At 43.6% G+C, this 11,610-nt stretch carries 6 protein-coding genes, 2 tRNA genes and 2 rRNA genes; 6 read left to right on the plus strand and 4 right to left on the minus strand.

Translation table 11 applies throughout. The features are described from left to right. Positions 1 to 163: 163 nt before the first annotated feature. On the plus strand, positions 164 to 994 hold the full coding sequence (locus tag F885_RS06910; RefSeq protein WP_004804261.1) for a lysophospholipid acyltransferase family protein: 831 nt from the start codon (positions 164 to 166) through the stop codon (positions 992 to 994). Here the strand turns inward: F885_RS06910 and F885_RS06905 are convergent. Then, positions 987 to 2,549, minus strand: a complete 1,563-nt coding sequence (locus F885_RS06905; protein WP_005318126.1) for a phospholipase D family protein — start codon at positions 2,547 to 2,549, stop codon at positions 987 to 989. The genes F885_RS06910 and F885_RS06905 overlap by 8 nt on opposite strands. Before the next feature lie 169 nt (positions 2,550 to 2,718). Here F885_RS06905 and F885_RS06900 point away from each other — a divergent pair, with 169 nt between their 5' ends. Then, entirely contained in the window at positions 2,719 to 3,729 is a 1,011-nt protein-coding gene (locus F885_RS06900; RefSeq protein WP_005318127.1) for a metallophosphoesterase, read from the plus strand. A gap of 48 nt (positions 3,730 to 3,777) precedes the next feature. Here the strand turns inward: F885_RS06900 and F885_RS06895 are convergent, their stop codons facing one another. The 3 genes from F885_RS06895 to F885_RS06885 are packed head-to-tail and all read right to left on the minus strand — an operon-like array spanning position 3,778 to position 5,968. Continuing rightward, complete coding sequence (locus tag F885_RS06895) at positions 3,778 to 4,257, minus strand: outer membrane lipoprotein YfiB (RefSeq protein ID WP_004804266.1); 480 nt, start codon at positions 4,255 to 4,257, stop codon at positions 3,778 to 3,780. 8 nt (positions 4,258 to 4,265) lie between these two features. Next, the gene (locus F885_RS06890; RefSeq protein WP_004804267.1) at positions 4,266 to 5,489 is read right to left on the minus strand and encodes a diguanylate cyclase DgcN/YfiN; all 1,224 of its coding nucleotides are present in this window, start codon (positions 5,487 to 5,489) and stop codon (positions 4,266 to 4,268) included. Between the two features lie 5 nt (positions 5,490 to 5,494). Next, positions 5,495 to 5,968 (minus strand): regulatory sequestration protein YfiR, encoded by a 474-nt coding sequence (locus F885_RS06885; protein ID WP_004804270.1) that lies wholly within the window; start codon positions 5,966 to 5,968, stop codon positions 5,495 to 5,497. A 566-nt stretch (positions 5,969 to 6,534) separates the two neighbouring features. On the opposite strand from F885_RS06885, the gene F885_RS06880 reads away from it, so the two are divergent. The 4 genes from F885_RS06880 to F885_RS06865 all read left to right on the plus strand — a co-directional run bounded on the left by F885_RS06880 (position 6,535) and on the right by F885_RS06865 (position 11,599). After that, a 16S ribosomal RNA gene (locus tag F885_RS06880) occupies positions 6,535 to 8,072 on the plus strand. 59 nt (positions 8,073 to 8,131) lie between these two features. After that, positions 8,132 to 8,208: transfer RNA gene (locus F885_RS06875), tRNA-Ile, on the plus strand. Positions 8,209 to 8,263: 55 nt separating this feature from the next. Next, positions 8,264 to 8,339: transfer RNA gene (locus F885_RS06870), tRNA-Ala, on the plus strand. Between the two features lie 368 nt (positions 8,340 to 8,707). Beyond that, positions 8,708 to 11,599: ribosomal RNA gene (locus F885_RS06865) — 23S ribosomal RNA — on the plus strand. The 16S and 23S rRNA genes sit together here with 2 tRNA genes alongside, the layout of an rRNA operon. The last annotated feature ends 11 nt before the right edge of the window (positions 11,600 to 11,610 follow it).

Genomic DNA, 11,610 nt, shown 5'->3' on the forward strand with positions numbered 1-11,610 from the left:
ATTTATTTATAATATTTGATCTGATAAATCTTTTAAAATTGAAAAAATTTATGCTCACATTCGTTTTTTGTTATGGAGGAAACTTCTATAAGTTGATATCGGCATGATATAACAAGACTAATCCAATGCACACGTGCATACATGCGTACGGTTTTAAGAATTTATGACTCAACAAGCAACAACAGTAAATAACACACCTTTAAGTTTGTTTTCGAAGTTTAGTTTATACAGTAAAAAATTAGCCTCTGGTCTGGAGACGATTGGTGAAGGCTTCTATCTCATTTACCGTCATGGTTTATATAAAGATCCAAATAATCCAGTAAATACCCGTTATGTACAGTATTTCTGCCGTCGTTTGTGTGAAGTCTTTAATATTGAAGTCCAAGTTCATGGCACCATTCCTCGTGAGCCTGCCTTATGGGTGAGTAATCATATTTCTTGGTTAGATGTGGCTGTGTTGGGCTCGGGTGCACGCATCTTTTTCTTGGCCAAAGCCGAAGTTGAAAAATGGCCTATTTTAGGCAATTTGGCAAAAGGCGGTGGCACTTTATTTATTAAGCGCGGCTCAGGTGATTCGATTCGCATTCGTGAGCAAATTACTGAATTCTTAAAACAAGATATTCCTGTACTGTTCTTTCCTGAAGCAACCACCACCGATGGCAGTAAAGTCAAAAAAGTACATGGCCGCTTATTAGGTGCTGCAATTGAAGCGCAACGACCTGTGCAGATTTGTGTGATTTGCTATGTGAACCAACAAGGTGAACTGGATTTGGTTGCGCCGTTTATCGGTGAAATGACATTTGCAGAGCATGTGCAACGTGTTTTGGAGATGCCTCAAGTCACTGCACATTTAATGACATTACCAGCGATTCCAGTCGAAGGGCATACGGTAGAAACGCTGACCAAGGAAGTCGACCGCCAAATGCGTGCTGGTCTAGAGCGCTTGCAGCGAAAAGTATTGTCCGTACTACCAGAAAGCGTGGAAACTACATAAATCCTTCAATCGGGAGCCATGAAATCACTTTCATGCCTGCTCTTTGCCACCATTTCATTTTGGGTTCTTTGGTGTAAATCAAAGGACCTTGAGGTGCTTCACGTTGCCACGTGATTTTCTTGTTGGCATCTAAAACCAAGCGATAGGCATAGGTCTTTAAGTTTTGATCCATGGTCGCATGTACTGCTTGTGCCAATGGTGGGCTATTCAGTAATACGCCAATCTCGGTGTTCAAATAAGCGGAACGCGGGTCAAAATTAAAAGAACCAATAAAGACCTGTTTTTCATCGAGTGCCATCAGTTTGGCATGTAGACTCGAACGACTTAAACCTTTGATATTGACCTTGGCTTTTTTTGCCAGCTCTTCAGTGTGTTTATCTAAATCACTTTTATCAAGTGCAGGTAAAAACTCATATAGTTGTACGCCATTTTCCAGCAGTTCTTGGCGGTATTTCCCATAAAAAGCATGTACCACTGCTACGTCATTGGCTTTAAATGAGTTGGTCAATACTCTGACTTCGATACCATCTTTTGCCAAATCACTTAAAATTTTTGTTCCTTTCTTTTCAGGAACAAAATAAGCAGAAATTAAATCGATATTTTTTTCTGGTTGTTCGAGGTGGTTAATTAACTGGAAGTTGAGATGTTCTTCTTTTTTAGCTTTAGATTTGATTTTATCAGGTGAGTCTTTTACCACTTCTGCTTTGACCCAATCGAGTGAAATATCCCGATCCATGAGTGCGTCGACGGCTTGAGAGTGGCTGGTTAAATCAACATAGTTTTGTACCGTGATTCGTTTATAGTGCTCATCAAGTTGCTCTTTCAAACTTTCATAGCTTAAACGGTGAGCACTTTGTTTAACCACTTCTCGGACATCGTAGGCATATTCATGATTCCAGTAATCATCAAATGATTTGGAAATATCATTTACAGCGGTACCGAATAGCATTACATCCACGTCAGAAAACTGATAGGTATCACTGACATTGTAGTATTGGTTGGTCATATTTCGCCCACCAATCAAAGCCACCTGATGGTCGGCAATAAAGCTCTTATTATGCATACGACGGTTAATGCGCTTTAGATCCAGTACCATATCAATTGCACGATATTTTCGGAAACGGTAAGGATTGAATAGTTTTACCTCGATATTGGGATGTTGTGCCAAAGCTAAAAAAATACCTTCGGTATGCTTGGCATTATTATCATCAATCAATAGTCGAACGCGAACACCGCGATCTGCAGCACGGATCAGTGCATGCAAGGCCAAAGCCCCAACTTTGTCATTGTCCCAAATATAGTATTGTAAATCTAAGGTTTTTTCAGCTTTATCAATTAAACGCAGTCGAGCTGCGAGTGCTTCTAGTGGCTCATACAAAACGTGATAACCCGTGAGCTCGGGGTGCTGTTCTTGTAGGGGGCGAATCACCTGTGCTAAAGATGTTTGTGAGGTGTCGATTTGTGTGGTTGTTTGAATGACAGGTTCAATTTTATGTTTAGGTAGGGTGCTACAACCTGTAACGGTCAGTGCAATTGAGCAATAAATCGCAACCATACTTTTATTGTAAGTACTTGTACTTATCTTTGTATGTTTGCTATTTAAATGAGAAAATTGCGTCATAATCGTTACTGATTAAAAGTTGGGCTCGAGTATACCACTTCATCGAAAAAGATAAATATAAGATGAGATGTATGTCCCTAAGGTAAAGTTAATGAGGGCTGTAATGTCGAATTCGGATACTATTATTTTTGGTTTTTATCTTATTTTTGCCGTTCTGGCATTTTGGGCATTGATTCAAGCTTGGGTTCATCAAGCACGTACAGAAACCATCCATCCATTTAAAGCCTTTGTACATTTATTGGCGTTTTATCTGTCTTATTTATTAGTCCCACTCTGGTTTTTTAGTCTATATGCCGGCTGGGTTGGATATTACAATCTTCATCAAGCAGGATTTGTATTTTTACTTAGCGGTGTGTTGATCTATGCGCGTTTTATTGAGCCACACAAAATTCATGTTCAACATCATCAGTATCGACTCAATTCAGAACGTGAATTTACCCGACCGATTAAAGTCGCTTTAGTTGCAGATATGCATGTGGGTTTATTTTCAGGACATGAGCGACAATTAAAAAGCATTGTAAAGAAACTCAATCAAGCGCAACCTGATTTGATTGTGGTGGCGGGTGATTGGACCTATGAACCTGAAAATCGCTTGATACAGGAGCTTGAGGTTTTAAAGCAAATTCAGGCACCTGTTTATTCGGTACCAGGTAATCATGATGAACAATATCCAGGTCCTCCAATTCAGGCATTATTAAGTCAGGCACTCGAACAGAACAATGTCATAGATATCGAAGGGAAAATTGTTGATTTTGATGAGTTCCGGTTGATCGGGATTGGAGATTTGTGGGCAGGGAAGGCGAATATGCGTTTTATGCCAGATTTACCACAAGATAAGCCTTGGTTGATTTTGTCACATAATCCCGACACTGTAGATATGGTGCCTGAGTTACCAACGCGTCCATTAATGCTGTCGGGACATACACATGGTGGGCAGATCGAATTACCGTGGATTACCAGTTATATTATGAAACGCGTTTCAATTCTGGGACACAAGAAAGGTTTCTATACCCATGAACATGCGGATGTTTTTGTCACGGTGGGAACGGGGATGGTTGGTGTACCTTTTCGATTTCGGGTGCCACCGACGATTGATATCATTGAACTGATTTAAATAAAAAAACCGACTTAATAAAGTCGGTTTTTTTATCGTGATGAGCATTTATGGGATAATGATGACATTCACTCGACGATTGCTGGCACGGTTTTCATCTGATGTATTGGCTACAAAAGGTTGGCTTGAGCCGCGACCCACTACAGTTAGGTTATTTTGCTTAAAGCCTTGAGCGACAAAAATTGTTGAAACACTTTGAGCGCGTTCTTCCGAGAGCTTCTGATTGTATTCTGGATTACCAATATCATCGGTATGACCCACAATTTTTAATTTTTGTAGGTCATATTTATTTAATTGCGTGGCCAAACGAACAATCTCTTTTTGATGTTCAGGTTTGATCTCTGCCTTATTAAAATCAAATAATAAACGTTCAGGTAGGCCCAGTGTCCAGCCTTCATCTGTCAGCACGAAACCTTCTTTCTTCAGCATTTTGACCTGACGATATTTCAACGGGCCAAAACTCAAGCAGCCAGCCAATGTTAGGCAGAGCAACGCAATAAATGAAATTTTAATGGTGTGAGTGCGCATAACATGTCCTAAATTTCTGGTTTATAAAGAAACCAATGTGGGTTTAAATTTTTAGCTTTATACATGGCTTGATCGGCTTGCATAATTAAATCCTCTGGATTCTCTGCAAACTGAGAAAAAGCAACCCCTAAGCTAAAACCGAAATGAATCATTTGTCCGTTAAACGCTAAAGGCTGCTCACAACTTGCGAGAACGCCTTCAGCGATTGTTGTTAAATGATCAGTGTGATGGATTGCATGTAGAATGATGGCGAACTCGTCACCACCTAAACGCGCAATAAAATCCTCATGGCGGACCGATAGTCTTAAACGAGACGCCATTTCTTTTAAAACCGCATCACCGGCTAAATGCCCATACTCATCATTAATCATTTTAAACTTGTTATTGTCGATAAATAATAAGGCCGAGTTGTGACGATATTGCGGGTTTTCGAAGATATTGAATAATTCTTGATAAAAATAATGACGATTTGGCAAGCTCGTCAGTTGATCATGATGGGCTTGGAATGACAGTTGACGATTTTCTTTTTGCAAATGAGTATGCCAAATTTGGATTTCTTCTAACAGTTCATTAAATACGGTATTTAAATTTTGAAATTCATGAATATGGTTATTGGGGAAGCGTAAGTTATAAGCCTTTTGATCACTGACCAATTGTGCAATATGGGTGAGTGGCTTGATTGCTTGCATAATTTGGCGATAGGTAATATTCACTGACCACAATAAAGCAATCACAATGAAGAACATTGAAATTGCAAGACCAATAATAATGGTCTTTAAAAAGTGCAAAATATTCTCGGAGCTACCATAGAGCACCAGTTCGCCTACTTTTTTCTTATGATGGACTACCATGAGTTTAACGGGATCATGTAAAAACCAACGATCCATTAAATCTTGCATCACTGATGTATGTGCAACTTTTTTGGTACTTTCAGCCAATAGTTGTTGCTGTGGATCATAAACATGAATACTACGTATAGCATGTTCACTGGTGTAATCATCAAGGATCTGATCAATTGCACCTTTATCTCTAAACACCACTGCAGGTTGAACACGTTCCAGAACCGTTTGGCTTAATAACTGTAAATTTTGTTTCGCATAGGTTTCCATAGTGAACATGGAAATTGTGGCGAATGTAAAAGAACAAATTACGAAAGTAATTGCAAAGATCGCAAACTGCGACTTACGGAATAAGGCGTGCAAGGAAGTTGATTGATATAAATTAGAAATCATCCTGTTCACCCTGCATTCTTTGCTAAAAGTAAAACACGAGGATCAATATGCACTTTGGAATAACTTAACGCATCCAAATTTACCTTAAAAGTAGAAAAGGTCTTCTTGTTATATAAGCAGAAAATACTGCCAATTTCACAGGCTGGGTTATTGGTGCTCAATGAAAGCAACGATCGGGACGGATAGGCTTGAATCAAGTTTTGCTGTTGTTGCGGTGACGTTGTTGTGAAATAGGCAACATGACATTCTGTTTTCGGGAAGTCTTTAGCGCTGACTGCCTGAACTTGATATTCATAAGCAAGCTGACGAATATTGCTTTGGAACTGATTCGCAGCATCTTGGTTGTCTATGACACAAATGGTTGGCCGATTTGTATTCGACCATTTGCTATAACTTAATATTGATAAAGCCAATTCATAGAAGTTATGCGTTGATATGGCATAGCAAAGCGGGCTCGCAGCAAAAGATGCAGCAAGCAATAAATATCGAGCCTTTTTACCAGCAAACCGTATTTTCAATCAAAAGTGCCAAAAAATGTGAAGCAAGAGACATATTCTACTGGACTTAATTGTTTAAAAAAAGTTCTTAAACATAAAGAAAAAGCATTAAAAGTAACTGTTCAGTTCAAAAAATAAGCGTTCGAAGCAATAAATTAAGATAATTTGAAAAAGGGGGTTGTGTCTGATGTGAAATGCTGTAGAATGCACATCCATCGGCGGTGATGCAGATAAAAACTTGTTGAGAAACAAGGATTTGGCTAAAGTGGTTAGATTCTTGAGTTGATTGATAAGTTTGCTAAATATCTAAATTACCTGTTGACTTTTAAGAAATTGAGAGTAATATAGCCGACCTAGCTTGATGATGACGAATCATCGAGAAGATCATTAAGAGAATAGAAGAACAACTTGTGTGGATTTTTACTGGTTGATCAATCGAAAATATTTCATTGATTGAATGGTAAAAATTTCTCGAAGTTTATTTGAGCGAATTTTTAGTCAGAAAATTGATGAGCCAAGATTTGTAGCCATAAGCTACTAATGATTTTAAACTGAAGAGTTTGATCATGGCTCAGATTGAACGCTGGCGGCAGGCTTAACACATGCAAGTCGAGCGGAGTGATGGTGCTTGCACTATCACTTAGCGGCGGACGGGTGAGTAATGCTTAGGAATCTGCCATTTAGTGGGGGACAACATTCCGAAAGGAATGCTAATACCGCATACGTCCTACGGGAGAAAGCAGGGGATCTTCGGACCTTGCGCTAAATGATGAGCCTAAGTCGGATTAGCTAGTTGGTGGGGTAAAGGCCTACCAAGGCGACGATCTGTAGCGGGTCTGAGAGGATGATCCGCCACACTGGGACTGAGACACGGCCCAGACTCCTACGGGAGGCAGCAGTGGGGAATATTGGACAATGGGCGGAAGCCTGATCCAGCCATGCCGCGTGTGTGAAGAAGGCCTTTTGGTTGTAAAGCACTTTAAGCGAGGAGGAGGCTACTAGTACTAATACTACTGGATAGTGGACGTTACTCGCAGAATAAGCACCGGCTAACTCTGTGCCAGCAGCCGCGGTAATACAGAGGGTGCGAGCGTTAATCGGATTTACTGGGCGTAAAGCGTGCGTAGGCGGCTGATTAAGTCGGATGTGAAATCCCTGAGCTTAACTTAGGAATTGCATTCGATACTGGTCAGCTAGAGTATGGGAGAGGATGGTAGAATTCCAGGTGTAGCGGTGAAATGCGTAGAGATCTGGAGGAATACCGATGGCGAAGGCAGCCATCTGGCCTAATACTGACGCTGAGGTACGAAAGCATGGGGAGCAAACAGGATTAGATACCCTGGTAGTCCATGCCGTAAACGATGTCTACTAGCCGTTGGGGCCTTTGAGGCTTTAGTGGCGCAGCTAACGCGATAAGTAGACCGCCTGGGGAGTACGGTCGCAAGACTAAAACTCAAATGAATTGACGGGGGCCCGCACAAGCGGTGGAGCATGTGGTTTAATTCGATGCAACGCGAAGAACCTTACCTGGTCTTGACATAGTAAGAACTTTCCAGAGATGGATTGGTGCCTTCGGGAACTTACATACAGGTGCTGCATGGCTGTCGTCAGCTCGTGTCGTGAGATGTTGGGTTAAGTCCCGCAACGAGCGCAACCCTTTTCCTTATTTGCCAGCGGGTTAAGCCGGGAACTTTAAGGATACTGCCAGTGACAAACTGGAGGAAGGCGGGGACGACGTCAAGTCATCATGGCCCTTACGACCAGGGCTACACACGTGCTACAATGGTCGGTACAAAGGGTTGCTACCTAGCGATAGGATGCTAATCTCAAAAAGCCGATCGTAGTCCGGATTGGAGTCTGCAACTCGACTCCATGAAGTCGGAATCGCTAGTAATCGCGGATCAGAATGCCGCGGTGAATACGTTCCCGGGCCTTGTACACACCGCCCGTCACACCATGGGAGTTTGTTGCACCAGAAGTAGGTAGTCTAACCGTAAGGAGGACGCTTACCACGGTGTGGCCGATGACTGGGGTGAAGTCGTAACAAGGTAGCCGTAGGGGAACCTGCGGCTGGATCACCTCCTTAACGAAAGATTGGTGACCGGTAAGAATCCACAACAAGTTGTTCTTCGAAGATGTATCTGAGGGTCTGTAGCTCAGTTGGTTAGAGCACACGCTTGATAAGCGTGGGGTCACAAGTTCAAGTCTTGTCAGACCCACCAAATCTGATTGCAGTAGCTTAGATTGAAAGATATGTCGTTCATTAAGTGATAAGCTGGGGACTTAGCTTAGTTGGTAGAGCGCCTGCTTTGCACGCAGGAGGTCAGGAGTTCGACTCTCCTAGTCTCCACCATGTACTTTACGGAGTACAAGCTAAGAAGATTATAGAGTTTAGTGAATACAGTCTAATTTGACTGGTTTATTAATCTCTGTGATTTATCACAGTTTACTACTCACCGACGAGGTGGTAGTTAATCATTAACAGATTAGAAAATTGAGTCTGAAATAAATTGTTCAAACTCGATTAAATATAAGCTTAACAAGCAATTGTTAAGAAGATATTTAATCTGAGAACTAGCAAAAACACTGAATCAAGCGTTTTGGTATATGAATTTAGATTGAAGCTGTATGGTGATTAAGTTCACAGACAACGAATAGTAGCAATTAAGTTTGCAACGATAACACTCACTTGTATGTGTTAACGACTGTTTGGGGTTGTATAGTCAAGTAATTAAGTGCATGTGGTGGATGCCTTGGCAGTCAGAGGCGATGAAAGACGTGATAGCCTGCGAAAAGCTCCGGGGAGGCGGCAAATATCCTTTGATCCGGAGATTTCTGAATGGGGGAACCCACCCGCTATAAGGCGGGTATCATAAGCTGAATACATAGGCTTATGAAGCGAACGAGGGGAAGTGAAACATCTCAGTACCCTTAGGAAAAGAAATCAATTGAGATTCCCTTAGTAGCGGCGAGCGAACGGGGAGCAGCCCATTAAGTTGTGTGTGTTCTAGTGGAACGCTCTGGGAAGTGCGAACGTAGAGGGTGATATTCCCGTACACGAAAGGGCACACACAATGATGACGAGTAGGGCGAGGCACGTGAAACCTTGTCTGAATATGGGGGGACCATCCTCCAAGGCTAAATACTCCTGACTGACCGATAGTGAACCAGTACCGTGAGGGAAAGGCGAAAAGAACCCCTGTGAGGGGAGTGAAATAGATCCTGAAACCGCATGCATACAAGCAGTGGGAGCCGACTTGTTCGGTGACTGCGTACCTTTTGTATAATGGGTCAGCGACTTATATTCAGTAGCAAGGTTAACCGAATAGGGGAGCCGTAGAGAAATCGAGTCTTAATAGGGCGTTTAGTTGCTGGGTATAGACCCGAAACCAGGCGATCTATCCATGAGCAGGTTGAAGGTTGGGTAACACTAACTGGAGGACCGAACCCACTGTCGTTGAAAAGCCAGGGGATGACTTGTGGATAGGGGTGAAAGGCTAATCAAGCCTGGTGATAGCTGGTTCTCCCCGAAAGCTATTTAGGTAGCGCCTCGGACGAATACCATTGGGGGTAGAGCACTGTTTCGGCTAGGGGGTCATCCCGACTTACCAAACCGATGCAAACTCCGAATACCAATGAGTACTATCCGGGAGACAGACTGCGGGTGCTAACGTCCGTAGTCAAGAGGAAAACAATCCAGACCGCCAGCTAAGGCCCCAAAATCATAGTTAAGTGGGAAACGATGTGGGAAGGCATAGACAGCTAGGAGGTTGGCTTAGAAGCAGCCACCCTTTAAAGAAAGCGTAATAGCTCACTAGTCGAGTCGGCCTGCGCGGAAGATGTAACGGGGCTAAAACTATGTGCCGAAGCTGCGGATTTGACTTTAAGTCAAGTGGTAGGGGAGCGTTCTGTAAGCCGATGAAGGTGTATTGAGAAGTATGCTGGAGGTATCAGAAGTGCGAATGCTGACGTGAGTAACGACAAAACGGGTGAAAAACCCGTTCGCTGAAAGACCAAGGGTTCCAGTCCAACGTTAATCGGGGCTGGGTGAGTCGACCCCTAAGGCGAGGCCGAGAGGCGTAGTCGATGGGAAATTGGTTAATATTCCAATACTTCTGTGTAATGCGATGAGAGGACGGAGAAGGTTAAGTCAGCCTGGCGTTGGTTGTCCAGGTGGAAGGTTGTAGGCATGTATCTTAGGCAAATCCGGGGTACTCTATGCTGAGAACTGATAGCAAGCTGTACTTGTACAGTGAAGTGGCTGATACCATGCTTCCAGGAAAAGTCTCTAAGCTTCAGTTACACAGGAATCGTACCCGAAACCGACACAGGTGGTCAGGTCGAGTAGACCAAAGCGCTTGAGAGAACTCTGCTGAAGGAACTAGGCAAAATGGTACCGTAACTTCGGGAGAAGGTACGCTGCTGACGGTGATGGGACTTGCTCCCTGAGCTATTGGCAGCCACAGAAACCAGGCCGCTGCAACTGTTTATTAAAAACATAGCACTCTGCAAACACGAAAGTGGACGTATAGGGTGTGATGCCTGCCCGGTGCTGGAAGGTTAATTGATGGGGTTAGCGTAAGCGAAGCTCTTGATCGAAGCCCCAGTAAACGGCGGCCGTAACTATAACGGTCCTAAGGTAGCGAAATTCCTTGTCGGGTAAGTTCCGACCTGCACGAATGGCATAATGATGGCGGCGCTGTCTCCAGCAGAGGCTCAGTGAAATCGAAATCGCTGTGAAGATGCAGTGTACCCGCGGCTAGACGGAAAGACCCCGTGAACCTTTACTGCAGCTTGACATTGAACTTTGACCTTACTTGTGTAGGATAGGTGGGAGGCTTTGAAGTTAGAACGCTAGTTCTAATGGAGCCGTCCTTGAAATACCACCCTGGTAATGTTGAGGTTCTAACTCTGCCCCGTAATCCGGGGCGAGGACCATGTCTGGTGGGTAGTTTGACTGGGGCGGTCTCCTCCTAAAGAGTAACGGAGGAGTACGAAGGTGCGCTCAGCGTGGTCGGAAATCACGCGTAGAGTATAAAGGCAAAAGCGCGCTTAACTGCGAGACCCACAAGTCGAGCAGGTACGAAAGTAGGTCTTAGTGATCCGGTGGTTCTGTATGGAAGGGCCATCGCTCAACGGATAAAAGGTACTCTGGGGATAACAGGCTGATACCGCCCAAGAGTTCATATCGACGGCGGTGTTTGGCACCTCGATGTCGGCTCATCTCATCCTGGGGCTGAAGCAGGTCCCAAGGGTATGGCTGTTCGCCATTTAAAGAGGTACGCGAGCTGGGTTTAGAACGTCGTGAGACAGTTCGGTCCCTATCTACCGTGGGCGCTGGAAATTTGAGAGGATCTGCTCCTAGTACGAGAGGACCAGAGTGGACGAACCTCTGGTGTACCGGTTGTGACGCCAGTCGCATCGCCGGGTAGCTATGTTCGGAAGGGATAACCGCTGAAAGCATCTAAGCGGGAAGCCTACCTCAAGATAAGATTTCCCTAGGAATTTATTCCTCTAAAGAGCCGTTCGAGACTAGGACGTTGATAGGTTGGGTGTGGAAGCACGGTGACGTGTGAAGCTGACCAATACTAATTGCTCGTGAGGCTTGACTATACAACACCCAA

It is taken from the genome of Acinetobacter higginsii, assembly GCF_000369845.1.
Lineage (GTDB): Bacteria > Pseudomonadota > Gammaproteobacteria > Pseudomonadales > Moraxellaceae > Acinetobacter > Acinetobacter higginsii.